At 59.1% G+C, this 19,037-nt stretch carries 16 protein-coding genes and 1 riboswitch; of the genes, 6 read left to right on the top strand and 10 right to left on the bottom strand.

From position 1 onward, the window contains the following. Positions 1-32 precede the first annotated feature (32 nt). The gene (gene rlmB, locus MTP40_RS12600) at positions 33-836 is read right to left on the bottom strand and encodes a 23S rRNA (guanosine(2251)-2'-O)-methyltransferase RlmB (RefSeq protein WP_005935208.1); all 804 of its coding nucleotides are present in this window, start codon (positions 834-836) and stop codon (positions 33-35) included. A 565-nt stretch (positions 837-1,401) separates the two neighbouring features. Here rlmB and fba point away from each other — a divergent pair. Continuing rightward, positions 1,402-2,265: a class II fructose-1,6-bisphosphate aldolase gene (gene fba / locus MTP40_RS12605; protein WP_097771599.1), complete on the top strand. Its 864-nt coding sequence runs from the start codon at positions 1,402-1,404 to the stop codon at positions 2,263-2,265. A 154-nt stretch (positions 2,266-2,419) separates the two neighbouring features. Here the strand turns inward: fba and MTP40_RS12610 are convergent, their stop codons facing one another. The 3 genes from MTP40_RS12610 to MTP40_RS12620 all read right to left on the bottom strand — a co-directional run bounded on the left by MTP40_RS12610 (position 2,420) and on the right by MTP40_RS12620 (position 6,156). Further along, positions 2,420-3,691, bottom strand: a complete 1,272-nt coding sequence (locus MTP40_RS12610; RefSeq protein WP_249259484.1) for a bifunctional folylpolyglutamate synthase/dihydrofolate synthase — start codon at positions 3,689-3,691, stop codon at positions 2,420-2,422. After that, a complete protein-coding gene (locus tag MTP40_RS12615; RefSeq protein ID WP_005935200.1) occupies positions 3,688-4,197 on the bottom strand; it encodes a folate family ECF transporter S component in 510 nt (169 codons plus the stop codon). Before MTP40_RS12615 ends, MTP40_RS12610 begins: the two co-directional genes overlap by 4 nt. 147 nt (positions 4,198-4,344) lie before the next feature. After that, positions 4,345-4,441: riboswitch (THF riboswitch) on the bottom strand. Positions 4,442-4,608: 167 nt separating this feature from the next. Next, positions 4,609-6,156, bottom strand: coding sequence for an alkaline phosphatase (locus tag MTP40_RS12620; RefSeq protein ID WP_156060176.1), 1,548 nt, complete (start codon positions 6,154-6,156; stop codon positions 4,609-4,611). Between the two features lie 294 nt (positions 6,157-6,450). Between MTP40_RS12620 and MTP40_RS12625 the strand changes: the two genes are divergently transcribed. Beyond that, complete coding sequence (locus tag MTP40_RS12625) at positions 6,451-7,269, top strand: PfkB family carbohydrate kinase (RefSeq protein ID WP_249259485.1); 819 nt, start codon at positions 6,451-6,453, stop codon at positions 7,267-7,269. Between the two features lie 393 nt (positions 7,270-7,662). On the opposite strand, the gene MTP40_RS12630 is transcribed toward MTP40_RS12625, so the two are convergent. The 3 genes from MTP40_RS12630 to MTP40_RS12640 are packed head-to-tail and all read right to left on the bottom strand — an operon-like array spanning position 7,663 to position 11,847. Further along, positions 7,663-9,585, bottom strand: coding sequence for an ABC transporter ATP-binding protein (locus tag MTP40_RS12630; protein WP_249259486.1), 1,923 nt, complete (start codon positions 9,583-9,585; stop codon positions 7,663-7,665). After that, positions 9,585-11,336, bottom strand: coding sequence for an ABC transporter ATP-binding protein (locus tag MTP40_RS12635; RefSeq protein ID WP_249259487.1), 1,752 nt, complete (start codon positions 11,334-11,336; stop codon positions 9,585-9,587). The genes MTP40_RS12630 and MTP40_RS12635 overlap by 1 nt, the downstream gene beginning before the upstream one ends. A 34-nt stretch (positions 11,337-11,370) precedes the next feature. Continuing rightward, on the bottom strand, positions 11,371-11,847 hold the full coding sequence (locus MTP40_RS12640; RefSeq protein ID WP_156076360.1) for a MarR family winged helix-turn-helix transcriptional regulator: 477 nt from the start codon (positions 11,845-11,847) through the stop codon (positions 11,371-11,373). 264 nt (positions 11,848-12,111) lie between these two features. Between MTP40_RS12640 and MTP40_RS12645 the strand changes: the two genes are divergently transcribed. Then, positions 12,112-13,242, top strand: coding sequence for an MFS transporter (locus tag MTP40_RS12645; protein ID WP_097771590.1), 1,131 nt, complete (start codon positions 12,112-12,114; stop codon positions 13,240-13,242). A 70-nt stretch (positions 13,243-13,312) separates the two neighbouring features. Here MTP40_RS12645 and MTP40_RS12650 read toward each other — a convergent pair whose 3' ends face one another. Beyond that, the gene (locus tag MTP40_RS12650) at positions 13,313-13,933 is read right to left on the bottom strand and encodes an epoxyqueuosine reductase QueH (protein ID WP_097773305.1); all 621 of its coding nucleotides are present in this window, start codon (positions 13,931-13,933) and stop codon (positions 13,313-13,315) included. A 122-nt stretch (positions 13,934-14,055) separates the two neighbouring features. Between MTP40_RS12650 and MTP40_RS12655 the strand changes: the two genes are divergently transcribed. The 3 genes from MTP40_RS12655 to MTP40_RS12665 all read left to right on the top strand — a co-directional run bounded on the left by MTP40_RS12655 (position 14,056) and on the right by MTP40_RS12665 (position 16,702). After that, positions 14,056-14,259, top strand: a complete 204-nt coding sequence (locus MTP40_RS12655; RefSeq protein WP_005935179.1) for a DUF896 domain-containing protein — start codon at positions 14,056-14,058, stop codon at positions 14,257-14,259. 205 nt (positions 14,260-14,464) lie between these two features. Further along, positions 14,465-15,760: an adenylosuccinate synthase gene (locus tag MTP40_RS12660; RefSeq protein ID WP_249259488.1), complete on the top strand. Its 1,296-nt coding sequence runs from the start codon at positions 14,465-14,467 to the stop codon at positions 15,758-15,760. Between the two features lie 42 nt (positions 15,761-15,802). Next, the gene (locus MTP40_RS12665) at positions 15,803-16,702 is read left to right on the top strand and encodes a DegV family protein (RefSeq protein WP_097771586.1); all 900 of its coding nucleotides are present in this window, start codon (positions 15,803-15,805) and stop codon (positions 16,700-16,702) included. Between the two features lie 175 nt (positions 16,703-16,877). On the opposite strand, the gene MTP40_RS12670 is transcribed toward MTP40_RS12665, so the two are convergent. Continuing rightward, positions 16,878-17,465 carry a sortase gene (locus tag MTP40_RS12670; RefSeq protein ID WP_097771585.1) on the bottom strand — a complete coding sequence of 196 codons (588 nt, stop codon included), beginning with the start codon at positions 17,463-17,465 and terminating at the stop codon, positions 16,878-16,880. A 641-nt stretch (positions 17,466-18,106) separates the two neighbouring features. Next, entirely contained in the window at positions 18,107-19,024 is a 918-nt protein-coding gene (locus MTP40_RS12675) for an RnfABCDGE type electron transport complex subunit B (protein ID WP_005935155.1), read from the bottom strand. Between the last annotated feature and the right edge of the window lie 13 nt (positions 19,025-19,037).

The raw sequence follows: 19,037 nt of genomic DNA on the forward strand, positions 1-19,037 counted from the left end.
TGTTCTGGTCACGGCGGTCTGTCCGCTGTTTCTTACTCTGCGGCGCGCTGGCTCTGGATCTCGTACAGGATGATGCCAGCTGCCACCGAAACATTGAAGCTGTCCACACCGGTGCCCTGAGCGGCCATATCCAGCCGCACCACACCATCGCAGAGCTTTTTCACCAGCTGGGATACACCACTGCCCTCGCTGCCCAGCACCAGTGCGATAGGGCCGGTCAGGTTGTTCTTGCGCAGGGGCACACCGTCCATATCGGCACAGTAGACGAACACCCCCTGATCCTTCAGGCGGCGGATGGTCTCGCCGATGTTGGCCACGCGGGCCACAGGCAGGCGCTCGGCCGCACCGGCGCTGGACTTGATAACGGTGGGGGTCACGGACGCGCCGCCCCGCTTGGGGATGACGATGCCGTGGGCTCCGCACAGCAGAGCAGAGCGCATCACCGCGCCCAGATTATGGGGGTCCTCGATGCCGTCACTCAGCACCAGGAAAGGGGGCTCTCCCTTCTCTCTGGCAACGTTCAGCAGGTCCTCCACGGTCACATATTCGATCTCGCTGGCAAAGGCGGCCACGCCCTGGTGGCTCTCGGTGCCGGTCATCAGGCGCAGCTTGTTGGGATGCACCCGCTTGACCGTGGCCCCGGCCTCCTTGGCCATGGCGGTATAGTAAGCTGCCACGGCGGGGGCCATGCCCTCCGCGATCAGCACGGTATCCACGCCGGAACCGCTCTTGAGCAGCTCGGTCACGGGGTTTTTGCCGTAGACCAGGCTCTCATTCTTGGGCTGCTCCTCCGTGCTGCTGCGGCGGGGGCGGCGCGGCATTTTCTGTTCGTCCATTGATGTGTTCTCCTTCCATTCTATGGCAAGGCGGGCCGTTTGAGCCGCGCCATGGTTTCGTTCTGTTTCAGTTTTACTATATTTTGACACTGATACATTCTAAAGTATAGCATACCCCGGCATTCTTCGCAATGTTTGCCGAAGGCAAAAGTTTTCCACATTCAGCAGGCTATACAATCGGTAATTCGGCTCAAATTTTTCCACATGTTGAAAACCCGGTGGAAAATGTTCAAAAATCAAGTTTGTACGCCCACTTTCCGGGTGGAATTCCACAGTTTCCACCGAGTTTTCAACCTCTCAGGTTCGACACGCAAACTTCTCGCCGTACTTTTTGTAAAATTCAAGTCGGAATTATGACAATTTTTTGAAGGGAGATCCAGTGGTTTTTGCCAGAATCTCCAACATCAAAATGCCCAATGTGAATTTGTGTTGAAAACGCCGCGGGAACCGCCTTGATTTTATCCTGTAATTGGGGTATACTACCCTTAGGTTCGTTAAAGGATGCGCAATCTTGTATCCAAAACGGCTTTTTCACCCCAAAATGATTTTGCGGAGGTAATGAATAATGTTGGTAAATGCAACCGAAATGCTGATCAAGGCACGCGATGGCCACTACGGTGTGCCTCAGTTCAACATCAACAATCTGGAGTGGACCAAGGCAGTCCTGACCGCCTGCGAGGAAATGAAGAGCCCCGTTATCCTGGGTGTCTCTGAGGGCGCAGGCAAATACATGACCGGTTTCAAGACCGTTGCCGCCATGGTCAGCTCCATGGTGGAGACCATGGGCATCACCGTTCCCGTTGCCCTGCACCTGGACCACGGCACCTACGAGGGCTGCAAGGCCTGCGTTGAGGCCGGCTTCTCCTCCATCATGTTCGACGGCAGCCACTACTCCATCGAGGAGAACGTGGAAAAGACCAAGGAGCTGGTCGCTCTGGCACACTCCAAGGGCCTGAGCATCGAGGCCGAGGTCGGCTCCATCGGCGGCGTTGAGGACGGCGTTGTGGGCGCTGGCGAGATCGCAGACCCCGCTGAGTGCGCAAAGATCACCGATCTGGGCATCGACTTCCTGGCTGCCGGCATCGGCAACATCCACGGCGTTTACCCCGCCAACTGGAAGGGCCTGGACTTTGAGGCTCTGGACCGCATCCACAAGGCTACCAACAACATTCCTCTGGTCCTGCACGGCGGCACCGGCATCCCCGACGAGATGATCCAGAAGGCCATCAGCCTGGGCGTTTCCAAGATCAACATCAACACCGAGTGCCAGCTGGTCTTTGCTGAGGCCACCCGCAAGTACATCGAGGCTGGCAAGGATCAGCAGGGCAAGGGCTTCGACCCCCGCAAGCTGCTGGCTCCCGGCGCTCAGGCCATCGTTGACAAGTGCAAGGAAAAGATCGAGCTGTTCGGCTGCGCAGGCAAGGCCTGAGCAGAAGCGCATCTCCTGAGCACATTCCTGCCCCATAAATGATATTGCCCCGCTGTTCTGTGCATCACAAAACAGCGGGGCATTTTTTTGTAAGCCAGTCCGCAAAAAGGGGGCTGCTGCACCGGTTTTTCCCGTGTGCCGCAGCCCCTCTTCTTTACTGGTTCAATTTTGCAAACGCTTCCCGCACATCGCCGGAAAAGTAGAGCGTGCCCAGTGCGCACACGGGGCCGGTGCCCCCAAGGGCGACCGCCCGGGCCACACCGGCTTCAATGGTGGGAGCAGGCTCGGCCCTGCCGCCCCGGGCGCGGATCTGTTCGGCCAGCGTCTCAGCGGGCATGGCGCGGGGGGTATGGGCCGCTACGGTGACGAACTGCCCGGCCAGCGGCAGGAGCAGTGCCAGCATCTCGTCCACATCCTTGTCCGCCATGATGCTGAGCAGGAACACGAACTTCTGCCCCGGAAAGCGGTCCCGCAGGCTCTGCACAGTGGCCCGCATTCCGTGGGCGTTGTGGCTGCCATCCAGCAAAAAGGCGGGCGAATGCCGCAGCAGCTCGAACCGACCCGGCCAGCGCACCTGTTCCAGACCGGCGCGGATGGCGCTGTCCGGGATGTTCCAGCCCCGGCTGCGCAGCACCCGCAGGGCCGTAATGGCCGTGGCGGCGTTCCGGGGCTGATAGCTGCCGATCAGGGGCAGGCGGATGCCATTCAGGCCGTCAAAATCAAAGGTGACAGCATCCAGATCCCCGTCCTCAATGGTCAGCCTGCTGAGGTCCACCACGGTCAGCGGCGCGTGCCGCTCTGCCGCCGTACGGGCGATGACGGCATCGGCCTCGGGCACACCGCCATAGCTCACCACCGGACTGCCCGGCTTGATGATGCCCGCCTTGGCCGATGCGATATCGGCCAGGGTGGGGCCCAGCTCCTTTACATGATCCATGCCCAGCGCCGTGATGACCGCGCACTCCGGCGGGTCGATGACGTTGGTGGAATCCAGCGTGCCGCCCAGGCCCACCTCCAGCACCACGATGTCGCATTTCGTCTCAGCGAACCAGAGCATCCCCAATGCCGTGATGATCTCGAATTCGGTGGGGATATCGGTCATGGCATCGGCAGCGGGCTTCACACGCTCCACCAGCCGCACCAGCGCCTCGTCCGGGATCTGTTGGCCGTTTACCTGAATGCGCTCGTTGAACCGGTTGATAAAGGGCGAGGTATACAGGCCCACCCGGTAACCCGCCGCCTGCAGGCAGGAGGCCAGCATGGCCGCCGTGCTGCCCTTGCCGTTGGTGCCCGCCACATGGATGAATTTCAGCTGCTTGTGCGGATCTTCCAGTGCGGCCAGCAGGGTCCGGGTGCGGGTCAGGCCCGGCTTGTGCCCCGCCCACTGGACGGCGTGGATATAGTTCAGCGCTTCTTCATAGTTCATTGTGCAATGCCTCGGATCGTTTTGTTTTCCAGCAGCAGGCGCACCAGCACGGTGTTCACCGCCGCCAGGACCAGCGCGTTGGGAATGCGGGTCACCAGCACGCTCCACGGATAGTTATAGAAGAGATGGAGTGCCAGCGAGTTGATGACAATGGAGCCCACCGCATGGCCGGCAAACACGCTGATCTGGGTGCGTAGGCCCAGCCGCAGGTTGGGCAGGGCGCGCCAGAGAAGGCCCGCCGTCAGGCCGATGGAGCCTGCTCCCAGCGTGATCAGCGGATTGATGGCGTAGCCGGAAAGGGTGCCGCCGATCATATCGGCCACTGCACCCACGGCAAAGCCCTCCACCGGCCCGAACAGCACAGCGGCCAGCAGGGTGGGCAGACTGCCCAGGTTGAACCGGACAAAGCCGGTGGAAATGCTCAGCACCCGGGCAAACACGATGCTCATGGCAGTGAGCAAGGCCAGCATGGTGAGCTTGCGGACGGAATTTCTGGAATGGTTCATATCAATTGTCCTCCCCTGTTTCGGGAACTGCGGGGCGGGCAATGCAAAACGCCCTCCCCTGTGACAAACCGCACAAAGGAGGGCGTGATTCAACGGTTCACATCCAGACGGGGCCGCAGACGGCCCCATCTGCACCCAAGTCCATGCAGCAGCGGGATGCAGGCCATGCACCGCGGGTCTTACCTTCGTCCGCAGCACAACTCCCCGTTGATGCGGCACTTAACGCGCATAACCTTACTCTGTTGATGGTCTTATTATATGCCTTTTTCCGGCCCATTGCAACCACAACTCCCATCATCTTTCCCAATTCGCGGGGCAGATTTTTGGCGGGGTGCACAATTCCGGCCTACACAAAAAGCCCTCCGGTGCGTCTCGTCCCGGAGGGCTTTGGGGTACAAATGGGCTGGTTATTTACTGCACATCGGTCAGCTCAGCCAGCTTGTGGAAGATCTCGGTGTTGTCATACACGCCGCGGAACTTGTCTGCACCCTGACCACGGGCGTAGAGGTTCACCATGGCACCGGTGTGGGCGTAGGTGGTGTGATCCACACCGGACTTGTGGTTGATGGTGTGGCAGATGGCCATGCTGAAGGGGATGTAGGTGCCATACAGCTCGTAATCCTGCTGGCTCATCTTGCTCTGGCTGGAAGAGCCGACCTTGAGGGTGCGCTCGTAAGCGGTGCGCAGGTTCTCCACCTCGTAGTCGGTCAGCAGCAGCTTGCCTGCGTTGGCGGCATCGGGGTCGGTGGGCAGGGTCAGGCCGAAGTTTGCCTTCACATCCTGCATGGCAGTCTCAAAAGGAGTCTGATTCTTCACGTAGTTGTTCACATAGGTGGAATCGAACTTTGCGTAGGACATCTTCTGGTGGGCCAGGTTGGTCAGGAAGGTGTCGTAGTTAGTGGTCTTGTAGCCAATGCCCAGGCCGCCGGTCTCGTGGTCAGCGGTCACCAGGATCAGGGTATCATCGGGATGCTGGGCGTAGAACTCCACAGCGGCCTGCACGGCGTTGTGCATCTCGATCACATCATGGATGGAGGCAGCGGCATCGTTGGCGTGGCAGGCCCAGTCGATCTTGCCGGACTCCACCATCATAAAGAAGCCGTTGCTGTTGTCCAGCAGCTCAATGCCCTTGCGGACATAGTCGGTCAGCTGCCACTCTCCCGGAGCGGCATCCATGGCGTAGTTCATGGCCTTGCCGTCGGCCAGGTTCTCGGCAATGATCAGGGTCTTGCCTGCCCCGGCCTTCAGGGCAGCAGCACCGGCCTGGGTGGTGACAACATTGTAACCAGCCTGTGCAGCCACCTCGTGGTTGTTGGGGCCGGTGCCATCGCCGTTCACCTTCTGGAACTCGCCGCCTGCGAAATACTCAAAGCCGGAGTTTGCCAGCTCCACGCCGATCTGATAGTAGTTCTTGCGGGTCTTCTGGTGTGCATAGAAGGCAGCAGGGGTGGCGTGGTCAATATTCACCGTGGAAACAATGCCAACCTTGTAGCCCTTCTGCTTATGGAGCTTCTCCGCAATGGTCTCATAGGGCACATCACGGGTCCAGGGGCACATATTGATGACACCGCTCTCGGTCTTTTTGCCGGAGGCGATGGAGGTGGCGGTGGAAGCGGAGTCCGGGCAGAAGGAGGTGCTGTCGTAGGTGGTCACGCTGCCCACCTCCGGGAACTGGGTAAAGCTCAGCTCTGCCTCGGTGATGGCACCGTTGTTGGTGACAGTGCCCTGATAGAACCGGGCAGACTGGATCTGGGCGGTGCCCATGCCATCGCCGATGAACAGGAAGATGTACTTGGGCTTCTTCTGGAACAGGCCAAAGCAATTCTCCTCGTCAGCTGCGGTGGAAGCAGCCGGAGCGGCAGCGTTTGCAGCCACAGGGGCAGCAGTCATCAGACCGGCGGCAGATGCCACAGCACCCACTTTCAGGAAGTTGCGGCGGGACATTTTATGTTCTTTCATACGATAATTCCTCTCTTATCCTGAGCCCTCCCGGGCCCTGTTGCAATGTATCCTGGGAACGGTTCTATTGTACCCATTCAGAGAAAGAGGGGAAACCATGGTAAGGCAAATCTTAGGTAAACCTTGGGCAATGAAAAACAGGCATTGGTAAAAAACAGGTGGTCTTTGTAAAATCGAGCCTTTCCCGCCCGCGGGCACTTTTATTCCGTCTGGATTCGCCCCGGATCGGTTGCATCCGGTGGGCAAATCGTGTATACTGTAACCCGATTTTTATTTGCGGAGGGAGGGGTGCACATGTCCGTTTTGTGTCTGGGCGAAGTCTGGCTGGAGCTGAACGCCGCCACGGCTCCGGAGCTGACGGAGACATTCCGGGCGCAGACCGGCGGCTGGGGCGCAGGCTTCTGCCGCCAGTACGCCGCATTGGGCGGGCAGGCGGCTCTGCTGGCCCAGCTGGGAGCCGACCCCTTTGGCCGTAAGCTGGCGGCCCGGCTTGCCGGGGATGGTGTGGATTGCTCCCTGCTCTGCTTCACGGATGCCTTCCCCACACCGGTGGTGTTCACCGGAGAGGACACCGCTCTGCCCTACCGTGCCCACACCGCCGGGCTGGCCCTTGGGCCGGAACAGCTGGAGGCCGCCCCGTTCCGGGGCTCCTCTGCCTTCTGCTTTTCCTCCGCCGGGCTGGTGGACAGCCCCCTGCGGCTGGCTCACCTCGAGGCCCTTGCCGCCGCCCGGGATGCCGGGGCGCTCTGCTGCTATCTTCCCCGGCTGGCGCAGGCCGCGCCCTACTGGCCGCAGCGGGAGGCCCTGTGCCAGACCGCCCTGCAGTTTCTTGACCGGGCAGACGTTCTCTTTTTAGAGGAGAGTGACCTGCTCCTCCTCTTCGGCTCCCGGGAACTGCGCACAGCCCTGTTTGCTCTGTTCACCGGCCATGTGCAGCTGATCTTTTTCTACAAAAAGGACAGGATTCTCGCCTTTACACGCAGTGTTATGGCTTCTGCCGCAAAAAAAGACCAGAGCCCCGCTCTGGTCTTGTATCGGATGGAGAAAATGATGCTCCCTGTCTCCTCTCTGCCCAGATTAAAGGAATCTGAGCTGAACGTGCTGATCGGATAGCCCCCTGCCGCTGAGATGGCGGCGGGAACCAAACAAAAACAGCCAGCGCCGTAGAAAGGAGGAGAAAGCGGCGCTGGCTGTGTATGAGAACTCCCAAACATTTGCGGCTGTCAGGAGATGGTTGGTAGTCTGTCCGCTGCCTTGGCTATTGCCTCGCATCAGCAGGGGACAGTGTTTTTTAAAGGGGCCGCGCCGCCCGGCTTCTGCCGGAGATGCGCGGTTTTCATTGCCTGCATGGCATCTTGGGAGGATGTTTTTTTGTTCCTCCCTGACTGCACCCTTATTGTACAGGATAAAAATGGAGTTTCTTTGTGAGGAATTTGAACAAATTGAAAATAAACGGAGCCGCTGCACATCATTTTGTACAGCGGCTCCGTTTTTTACGATTTTTCTTTAATTTTCAGCCAGATTACCGGTGTAGAGCTGGTAATACTTGCCCTTCTTGGCGATCAGCTCGTCGTGGCTGCCGCGCTCGATGATGCGGCCCTGCTCCAGAACCACGATGCAGTCTGCATTGCGGACGGTAGACAGACGGTGGGCAATGACAAAGCTGGTGCGGCCATACATCAGGCCGTCCATGCCCCGCTGGACCAGCGCCTCGGTGCGGGTATCAATGGAGGAGGTCGCCTCGTCCAGGATCAGCACCGGGGGATCGGCAACCGCGGCGCGGGCAATGGCCAGCAGCTGGCGCTGCCCCTGCGACAGGTTTGCGCCGTCGTTGGTCAGCATGGTGTTGTAGCCATCGGGCAGACGCTTGACAAAGCCATCGGCATTGGCCAGCTTTGCGGCGGCAATGCACTCCTCATCGGTGGCATCCAGGCGGCCGTAGCGAATGTTCTCCATGACCGTGCCGGTGAACAGGTGGGTATCCTGCAGAACGATGCCCAGAGAGCGGCGCAGATCGTCCTTTTTGATCTTGCGGATATTGATGCCATCATACCGGATCTTGCCGTCTGCGATATCGTAGAAGCGGTTGATCAGGTTGGTGATGGTCGTTTTGCCGGCACCGGTGGAGCCGACAAAGGCGATTTTCTGGCCCGGGCGGCCATAGAGGTTGATCCCGTGCAGAACGGTCTTTTCAGGCACATAGCCAAAATCGACATCGGTAAAGGTGATGTCGCCCGCCAGCTTGTGGTAGGTGGTGGTGCCGTCGTGGTGGGGATGCTTCCAGGCCCAGATGCCGGTGCGCTCGGTGGTCTCCACCAGCTCGTCATCCTTGCCATACTTGACGTTGACCAGGGTGACATAACCCTCGTCGGTCTCGCTGGTCTCGTCCATCATCTTGAAGATACGCTCCGCACCGGCCAGTGCCATGATCACGCTGTTGGCCTGCATGGACACCTGGCTGATGGGCATATTGAAGCCCTTGTTCAGGCTCAGGAAGGCCATCACGGTACCCAGGGTCATGCCGCCGACATTGCCAACGGCCATGGCTGCGCCTGCCAGAGCACAGACTGCATAGCTGATATTGCCCAGCTGTGCGGTAACGGGCATGATGATGTTGGCGTAGTTGTTGGCCTGCTTGGCGCTTTCCTTCAGCTTATCGTTCAGCTGCCGGAAGCCATCCAGAGCCTTCTGCTCGTGGGTGAACACCTTGACGACCTTCTGGCCCTCCATCATCTCTTCGATGTAGCCGTTCACCTTGCCCAGATCCTTCTGCTGGGCCACAAAGTACTTGCCGCTCATGGAAGTGATCTTCTTGGAGCAGAACAGCATCAGGGCCACCATCAGCATGGTGACAACGGTGAGCTGCCAGCTCATCAGGCACATGCTGATGAACACGGACACGATGGTGATGGCGCTGGACACCAGCTGGGGGATGCTCTGGCTGATCATCTGGCGCAGGGTGTCCACATCGTTGGTGTACACCGACATGATGTCGCCGTGGGGGTGGGAGTCAAAATACCGGATGGGCAGGCTTTCCATGTGGGTGAAAAGCTGGACGCGCAGGTTGCGCAGGGTACCCTGGGTCACGTTGACCATGATACGGGCGTTGAGCCATGCGGCCAGCACGCCGATGGCGTAGATGCAGCCGATGCGCACCAGTGCGCCTGCCAGCGGGCCGAAGTCCGGCGTGGCCTGCTTGGTCATGGGGACGATGTAATCATCGATCAGGGTCTTGAGGAAGAGGCTTGCCTGCACGTTTGCCAGCGCGCTGACGATGATGCAGACCAGCACAAGGATGCAGTGGGGCAGATAGTGCTTGAACACCTCATCCATGATCCGCTTGAGCAGCTTGCCCGGGTTCTCGACCTTCGGCTTGGGGCCGCCCATCCTACGGGGGCCGGGGCCCTTTACTTCTTTCACCTGTGCCATTACTGCTCACCTCCCTGCTTGTCAAAATCGCCGCCGCCCTGGGTCTGGCTGTTGTAAACTTCCTGATAGATCTTGTTTGTCTTGAGCAGCTCCTCGTGGGTGCCCAGGCCGTTGATCTGGCCGTTGTCCAGCACCAGGATGCGGTCTGCATCCTGCACGGAGGAGATGCGCTGTGCAATGATGATCTTGGTGGTACCGGGGATCTCCTCCCGGAAGGCCTTGCGGATCTTGGCATCGGTGGCGGTATCCACGGCGCTGGTGCTGTCGTCCAGGATCAGCACCTTGGGCTTGCGCAGCAGCGCGCGGGCAATGGTCAGGCGCTGCTTCTGGCCGCCGGACACGTTGGAGCCGCCCTGCTCGATCCAGGTATTGTACTTGTCGGGGAAGCGCTCGATGAACTCATCGGCGCAGGCCAGCTTGGCCACCCGGATGCACTCTTCCTCGCTGGCGTTCTCATCGCCCCAGCGCAGGTTGTCGAGGATGGTGCCGCTGAACAGAACGTTCTTCTGCAGCACCATGGAGACCTCCCGGCGGAGGACATCCAGGCTGTAATCCTTAACGTCCACGCCGCCCACCTTGACAGAGCCGGTCTCGGCATCATACAGGCGGGGGATCAGCTGCACCAGGCTGGATTTTGCACTGCCGGTGCCGCCGATGATGCCCAGCGTCTCGCCCGGCCGGATGCTGAAGGTGACATCGTTCAGGACAGGCTGGCCGGAGCCGTGCTTATACTTAAAGGTAACGTGCTCGAACTCGATGCCGCCATCCCTGACCTGCTGCACCGGTGCCTTGGGGGCGGGCAGGTCGGTGGTCTCGTCCAGCACTTCCACGATACGGCGGGCAGAAGCGGCGGACATGGCGATCATCACAAAGGCCATGCTCAGCATCATCAGGGCCATCAGGATGTTCATAATGTAACCGAACAGGGCGTTCAGCTGGCCGGTGGTGATCGCACCGTTCAGGATGTAATGTGCGCCGAACCAGCTCAGGGCGATGTTGCAGCCGTACACAGAGACCAGCATGGCGGGATTGTTGAAGCTCAGGCGGCTCTCGGCGTGGACGAACTGCTTGTACAGGCTCTCGCAGGCCTTGGTGTACTTCTCGTTCTCAAAGTGCTCCCGGACAAAGCTCTTGACCACGCGGATGGCCGAGACATTCTCCTGCACGGAGGCGTTCAGGTTATCGTAGTTCTTGAACACCTTATCAAAGATGCCGAAGGTGGGGACCATAATGCCTGCCAGCACTGCCACCAGGAACACGATCGCCACCAGAAACACCATGGTCAGCGAGCGGCTGATCATGGAGGCCATGATCAGCGCGAAAACCAGATGGACGGGGGCACGCACGCACATCCGCTCGATCATCTGGAACGCGTTCTGCAGGTTGGTCACGTCGGTGGTCATACGGGTGACCAGACCGGCCGTGGAATACTTGTCGATGTTGGAGAACGAGAAATGCTGGATGTTCTCATACATCGCATCGCGCAGGTTGCCTGCAAAGCCGGTGGATGCCGTGGCAGCAAACCTGCCGGCCAGCACGCCCAGCAGCAGGGCAATGGCCGCCACCAGAAAGGTGAGCAGGCCGTACTTGACAACGGCGTTCATATCGCCCTTTTCAATGCCCTGGTCAATGATAAAGGCCATGATGGTGGGCAGCAGCACATCCATGATGGCTTCCAGAGCAGATAGGATCGGTGTCAGGATCGCGGCGCGCTTGTACTCGCCCAGATGTGACACAAGTTTTTTGATCATCTGTTGTAATCCTCCTGAAGTTTATTTGCAGGGGTCATTCCAGCCCCTTGCGCAGCTTGTTCAATAACCGCAGAAGCTCTGCGTTTTCCTCTTCCGTCAGCAATCCGGCCACAAACTCATCGGTCTGGTGCAGGGAGAGTATCGTCTTTTCATGGACGCGGCCCCCCTCTTCCGTCAGGATCAGCCGTTTGAGCCGGGCATCCTGCGGCACGCTCTGGCGCTCGATGTAGCCCTTGCGCTCCATCAGCTGCAGGATGTTCGTCACGGTCGAGCGTGTGATGGAGAACTCCCGTTCGATATCGCGCTGGTACACGGGCTCGTTCTTGTGCCAGTAGAGGTAGCTCATGATCCAGTCGTGCATGGGGGTCACGTTGTCCACGTTGTTCTCCCGGTGGAACTGGTTGATCTTGCGGAAGATCAGGTTGTTCACCCGGCGCACCTGTGCCGGGATGACCTGCGGCGGCTCCCATGGGGGGTTGCAGCAGGGTTGTTTGTTGCTTTCATCGTGCATAATGGTTTCCCTTTTGAATTGTTTGTGGCAGGATTGTTTTCTTTAGAACTGTTTGATGCCGTACAATATCATAACGCACGATTCGATCATTGTCAATAGGAGACGCAAAATAAAATCCAGAAGCGCCCCACCGAACGGCAGGGCGCTTCCACTGGGCGCTGATTTTGCTTCTGCTGGCTCAACAGCCCTTGCTTTCTGACCAGAATATGCTTTAATAAAAGCAACTATGGGCGCTGCGCCCCCGAATACTGCAAGGAGAATCCTATGGAACAACGGAACACCCGCCTGCGGAACGCGGGCTTCGTTACCTTCTTTTTCAGCGGCATCTGCACCATTTCCAGCGGTGTGGTGGTCAGCCTGCTACAGGAGGAATACGGCTTTGCCTACGGCATGACCGGCACCCTGCTCAGCCTGCTGAGCATCGGCAACCTGCTGGCGGGCCTGCTGGCCGGTGCGCTGGTGGGAAAAATGGGCATGAAGCCCAGCGTCCTGCTTCTGACCATCGGCTATGCGGTGGGCTACGGCCTGATGAGCCTGACCGGCCTGCCCATTCTGCTGGCGCTGGCCTTCTTCATTGTGGGCATTGCCAAGGGCAGTGTCCTGAACACCTGCACCATTCTTGTCAGCGGCAACTCTGCAGACCGCACCCGGGGCATGAACACCATGCACGCCTGCTACGCCTGCGGTGCCCTGCTCTGCCCCTTTCTGATCTCTGCCGCTGCCAGGGTCAGCACCACGCTGGCCGTGCTGGCGCTGGCAGCGCTGGGTCTGGTGCTCTGGCTGGTATACCTGTTCACCCCCATGGCAGGCCGCGCCAAGGCCAAAGAAACTGTCACCGATTGGAGCTTTTTGCGCTCCTCCCGCTTCTGGCTGCTCACCGGCCTGCTGTTCTGCCAGAACGCCGCCGAGCAGAGCGTTGTGGGCTGGATGGTCACCTACTTCAAGGACAGCGGCATCATTGCAGGCACGCTGGCGGCCTATACCGTCACCGTGATGTGGGGTGCCACCCTGATCGGCCGCCTGCTCATCGCCTTTGTGTTCCCACTCAAACAGCCCCGCAAGGCCATGGTGTTTATGGCGGTTTTCTGCACTGCCTTCTACTTTGCCATGATGCAGACCCACAGCCAGCTGCCTGCCATCCTGCTGCTGTTCGCCTTTGCCTTTTCCATGGCCGGTATGAACCCCACCGCCGTGGCCAGCGCCGGTAAAATGACCACCGTGACCAGCATGGGCATCATGCTGCCGGTGGCATCCAGCGGCGCGATCCTGATGCCCTGGGTCATCGGCAAGGTAGCTGAAAGCGCCGGTCTTGCTGTTGGTATGGCAACCAACATCGTGCCCTGCGTGGGGCTGATCGTCTTTGCAATTCTGGTGTCCAGAATGCGTGAGGAGTAAATCTCACCGTCATTGCTTTGCAATGCCGCCGCTCCTGGCAGAAGAGGCAGGCAGCAGGCGACTGAGCGGTTCATCCCCTCGCCTTTGCGCTGAACTCACACCCACAGTAATCCTGACGGTAAAGCCCGTACTCCTCCGAGAGCTGGAGAGAGCGCAGGTAGCCGTTCTGCTTTTTGAAATCCGAGGGCAGGTGCCTGATGCCGAATTCGGCTTCAAGCTCCTGCCCGATTTGATTGATGCGGGCAGCATCTTTGTGGGGGCTGATGGAGAGCGTGGTGGTGAACCAATCAAAGCCGTGCTCCTTTGCGTACTGTGCCGCCCGGCGCATCCGCAAACGGTAGCAGACGGTGCACCGCCCGCCCCGCTCCGGCTCGTTTTCCAGCCCCTGCACAGCCGTGTAGAACTCCTGCGGATCGTAGTGGTCCTCGATGACCGTGACCCCCAGCGGGTGCGCCTGCGCCACAAACTTTTTCAGCTCCTCGCCCCGGCGGTAGTATTCTTCGGCAGGCCAGGTGTTGGGGTTATAGTAAAGCACCGTGATCTCAAAATACCGGCACAGCTTTTCCAGCACGGCGCTGGAACAGGGCCCGCAGCAGGCGTGGAGCAGCAGCTTTGGCCGCTGCGGCCCCAGCGTTTTCAACACTTCGTCCATCTGCTGTGCAAAATTCAACTGTTTTGACATCGGTTTCATCCTTTGTTATACTTGCTTTGATTCAAATAGCTCCCTCCTGCTGCCTCGCCAAAAGAGCCGCAGCTGCCGGAAGGGGCATCCCGGTCATATTATATCACATTTTATCTAATAGGAGAACTGCGATGACAAACGAGAAGATTGCCCGTATCAACGAGCTGGCAAAAAAGAGCAAGACCACCGGCCTGACCGATGCCGAAAAGGCAGAGCAGCAGGCCCTGCGGCAGGAGTATGTTGCGGACGTAAAGGCCAGCCTGCGCGCCCAGCTGAACAACACCTCGATCAAAGAGCCGGATGGCACTGTGCACAAGCTGGGGAAGAAGAACTAAAGCAGCATCACGAAGAGGAGCGCCCTGTGGATAATTGAGAGAAAAGTATTTCTTCCCTCTTTTTTTGTTCTGCGTTTCGTGCTATACTATAATTGTATTGTTGCGGACATTTCCGCGGGCGGTACAGATTCCCAAGGTGGCGTATCCCGGGCAAGGTGCACGGAAAAGGCTGTCTTTTGAAAAAATGATAAAGAGGTCATTTATTATGCTTACTGCAATTACGGGTATCAACTGGGGCGATGAGGGCAAGGGCCGCATGGTCGATCTGATCAGCCAGGAGTATGACATCGTTGCACGGTATCAGGGCGGCAACAACGCAGGCCACACCGTGAAGAACGAGCGCGGCAAGTTCGTGCTGAACCTGCTGCCCTCCGGCATCCTGCGCCCCAACGTTGTCTGCGTGATGGGCAACGGTATGGTCATCGACCCGCACCATCTGGACGGCGAGATCAACAAGCTGCGGGAGCAGGGCATCACCATCACCCCCGATAACCTGAAGATCTCCGACCGGGCCACCATCACCATGCCCTACCATGTGGATCAGGACGGCCTGGAAGAGGCCCGCCTGGCCAAGACCGGCGCACAGTTCGGCTCCACCAAGCGCGGCATCGCCTACACTTACGGTGACAAGTACATGAAGAAGACCCTGCGCATGGGCGACCTGCTCCACCTGGACGACAGCGTGAAGAAGCGCCTGGTGACCATGGTGGATTCCAAGAACCTGGTGATGGAGGGCAGCTACCACTCCGCCCCCATCAGCGTGGACGAGATGTGGGCATGGCTGGAGAAGTATGCCGCCATCTTCAAGGATTACATCTGCGACGTGGGCCAGTATCTGGCTGACGCAGATGCCGCCGGCAAGAAGGTGCTGTTCGAGGCCCAGCTGGGCGCTCTGCGCGACATCGACTTCGGCATCTACCCCTACACCACCTCCTCCAACGTCATCGGCGCTTACGCCCCCATCGGCGCAGGCATCCCGGGCCATAAGCTGACCAACAGCATCGGCGTGATGAAGGCTTACTCCTCCTGCGTGGGCGACGGCCCCTTTGTCACTGAGCTGGCCATGACCGAGGAAGAGAAGCACGCCCTGCGTGAGGCTGGCCACGAGTACGGTGCAGCCACCGGCCGTCCCCGCCGCGTTGGCCCCATCGACCTGGTGGCAAGCCACTACGGCGTGTTCTGCCAGGGCTGCGATGAGGTTGCCCTGACCCTGCTGGACGTGCTGGACTACATGGAGAAGATCCCCGTGGTCACCGGCTACAAGCTGACCGACGGCACCATCACCAAGCGCTTCCCCATGGGCATGGCTCTGGACACCGCACAGCCCGTGGTGGAGTATCTGCCCGGCTGGCACTGCGATATCACCGCTGCCCGCAAGTGGGAGGATCTGCCCCAGGAAGCCCGCGATTACGTTGAGTATCTGGAAAAGGCTATTGGCTGCAAGATCACCTACATCTCCGTTGGTGCCGAGCGTGAGGCCTACATCCATCACAACGTCTGATCCGCGCCACAGAACCCGCCGCATTGAAAAGGAAGCGTGACTATGTTTGATATCATCACGGACAGCGCCTGTGACCTGACCCCTGAGACGGCCGCAACACTGAATATTGAGATCATCCCCTTCTATGTCTCGCTGGACGGTGAGCACTACCGCAAGGAAGGCAAGGAGATCGCCGTGCGCGATTTCTACCAGTTCATGGTAGATAACCCCGCGGCCTACCCCAAGACCAGCCTGCCTTCGCTGGAGGATTTTGAGACCGCCTTCCGGGCCCATGCCGAGGCGGGCCGCCCGGTGCTCTGTATCTGCTTCACCAGCAAGATGAGCGGCTGCGTAGGCAGTGCCCGCAACGCCCGGGAGCTGGTGCTGGAGGATTTCCCCGACGCAAAGATCGAGGTCATTGACAGCACCGCCGCCACCGTGACCGAATCCATCGTGGTGGAAAACGCGGTGGCCATGCGGGATGCAGGCTGTACGCTGGACGAAGCCGTGACCTGGCTGGAAGCGGAAAAGATCACCAACCAGATCTTCTTCACGGTGGGTAATCTGGACTATCTCATCAAGGGCGGGCGCATCGGCAAAGTCACAGGCCGTGCCGCCAACATTCTGGGCATCAAGCCCATGATCCTGTTCAAGGAGGGCGAGATTTTCTCCGCCGGCGTGGCCCGCGGCCGCCAGAAGAGCTTTGAGAAGGCCCTCGACCTGCTGATGACCTATCTGGCCGAACACAACGGCACACCCGATGACTACTGCATCACGGTGGGCTACGGCTACGATGCCGACGAGGGCAAGCGGCTCTGGATGCAGACCCGCGCCGCCCTGCGCGCCAAGTACCCCACCTGCGAGTGCAATGTGGTCCTGCTGCAGATCGGCTGCACCATTGCCGTGCACACCGGCCCCTATGCGCTGGGTATGGGCGTGATGCGGCGGTGGAAAAAACAGTAACTCCCTCAGTCGCCTCCGGCGACAGCTCCCTCTAGGAGGGAGCCTTACGGCAGCGAAAAGCCTCTCTCTGAGAGGGAGGTGGCATTGCGTCAGCAATGACGGAGGGAGTTCCCACATAGTAAAAAAGAAGCCCCGACGAATGTCGGGGCTTCTTTTTGTTTTTCAGCCTTGATTTTTACGATGCACGATCACAGAAGACGGTGACACGGGTCTTGCCGCCGTAGGTGCAGGTGTACAGCACCAGGGCGTAGCCGCTGTGTTCCACTTCCTCCACACTGTGGGGGTCAAGCACTTCGACCTTGTTCACGACGTACTCATTCACGATGCCGTCCATATCGGTGAAGGTGACGCTGTCCCCCGCTGTGAGGGAGGTCAGCTTGCCGAAATGGCTCTCGTAGTTGTGCGCCGCAATGACCAGATCATCGGTGCGGGAAGAGCCGAACTGGCGGCAGGGGGCGATCTTCAGGCGGGGGTAGCTCCACTCGCTCATCACCGGCAGGTCAATGCCGATGGCGGGGATGGAGATCTCGCCCACATATTCGTTGCCATCGACCTCCACCACCGGGAGCTCGGGGTCCAGGGGGCCGCTCTCTGCCTCCGGTTCCGGGGTCTCCACCTTCTGCTGAAGGTCGGCCACCACGGTCTGGGCCTCGGCACCGGCGTGGGCATCCTCGTAGCGGTTGTAGGCGTACAGGCCGCCCGCCGCCAGCAGGAGCACCACACCCAGCACGATGCAGACAAGCCCGGGGGATACTTTACGCATTCTTTTCACGTTAGCCTATCTTTTTTTCCGTGATGATTTTTCCGCACAGTGGAGCCCTCCCTGCATCATAGTATTTTTGGCAAAGCCGAGGAAAAAGATATCCAACCTTTGTCGGCTTTCTTTCTCTCGGCAGGTTATTTTTACCAGACAAACCCATTATCGTAATTATAGCATGTATATCCAGTATTTTCAATAGTGAAATTTTATTTTTCCTTCCCCTTTTCAGACAAAATATTCTGCGATATACAGCACGTTATGAACCGCCGTAATATATTGCGGGGAGTAGCGCAGTCTAACTTATCCGCACCGCCCGCCGCATTGATATCTCACGCAGTTTTGTGTTATACATTCGCAGTTTCACTCTCTATAATACATGAAACGCAGATTCCTTTCACTTTTTTTCAAGATTTTTTGAAAAAAGTTTTCGGGGGAGAGGAAGAACCCCACCGTCATTGCTTCGCAATGCCACCGCCCCTAATAAGGGCGGCCTTGGCAAAGAGGTCGGGCTTTACGAAATGCCAAGGGCCCCCCTACTAGCGGGGGCTGTCGCCGCAGGCGACTGGGGGGTTGAGCCACCAAAAAGCGCCCCCATCACTCAAAGGAGCAATGGGGGCGCTTTACCATATTACAATGGGTTCCGCTTATTCAGCCTTGGGGGCTTCGGGAGCCTTTGCCTCCTCAGCCTTTGCGGCGGGCTCTGCCGGAGCGGCAGGAGCGGCAGCGGGCTTCGGAGCCTGCTTCACCACGGGCTTGGGGGGATTCGGATCGTCCTTCAGCGGGAAGAGGATGATGTGCTTGGGGCACTTCTGGGCGCACATGCCGCAGCCCTTGCACTTGTCGTAGTCCACACGGGCCACACCGTCCACAACGTGGATGGCATCAAACTTACAGGTGCGCTCGCACATGCCGCAGGCAATGCAGGAGGTGGTGCACAGCTTGTTTGCCACAGCACCCTTATCCTGATTGGAACACATGACCACGGGCTTGCGGGGGCCGCCTGCGTCGATCATAATGACGTGCTTGGGGCAGATGTTGGCGCAGGCACCACAGCCGGTGCACTTGTCCTTGTCCACCTTGGCCACGCCGTCCACAATGTGGATGGCATCGAACTTACACACCTTGGTGCAGTCGCCCAGGCCGATGCAGGCAAAGGTACAGGTCTTGGGGCCGCCGTACAGGGTGGCAGCAGCGGCACAGGTCTGGATGCCCTTGTACTCGTAGCTGGGCTTGCAGTGCTCAGAGTTGCCCTGGCACTGGACCACAGCCTTCTTCTCCACAGCGCTTGCCTCGCCGCCCATGATCTTGGCAATGGCGGCAGCAGCCTTGGGGCCGCCGGGGGCGCACTTGTCGCAGGGAACGCCGTCCATAACAACGGCCTTTGCGTAGTCGGCACAGCCGGCGTAGCCGCAGCCGCCGCAGTTTGCACCGGCCAGGCAGGCAGAAACTTCTTCAATACGGGGATCTTCCTCAACCGCCATGAACTTTGCGGCCAGCACCAGAACAACGGCACCGATCGCGCCCACGATGGTACAGAGGATCACAGCAGATACAATATTCATAATCCTGTTCCTC

Source organism: Faecalibacterium sp. IP-3-29, from assembly GCF_023347335.1.
In the GTDB taxonomy this organism is placed as follows: Bacteria; Bacillota; Clostridia; order Oscillospirales; family Ruminococcaceae; genus Faecalibacterium; species Faecalibacterium duncaniae.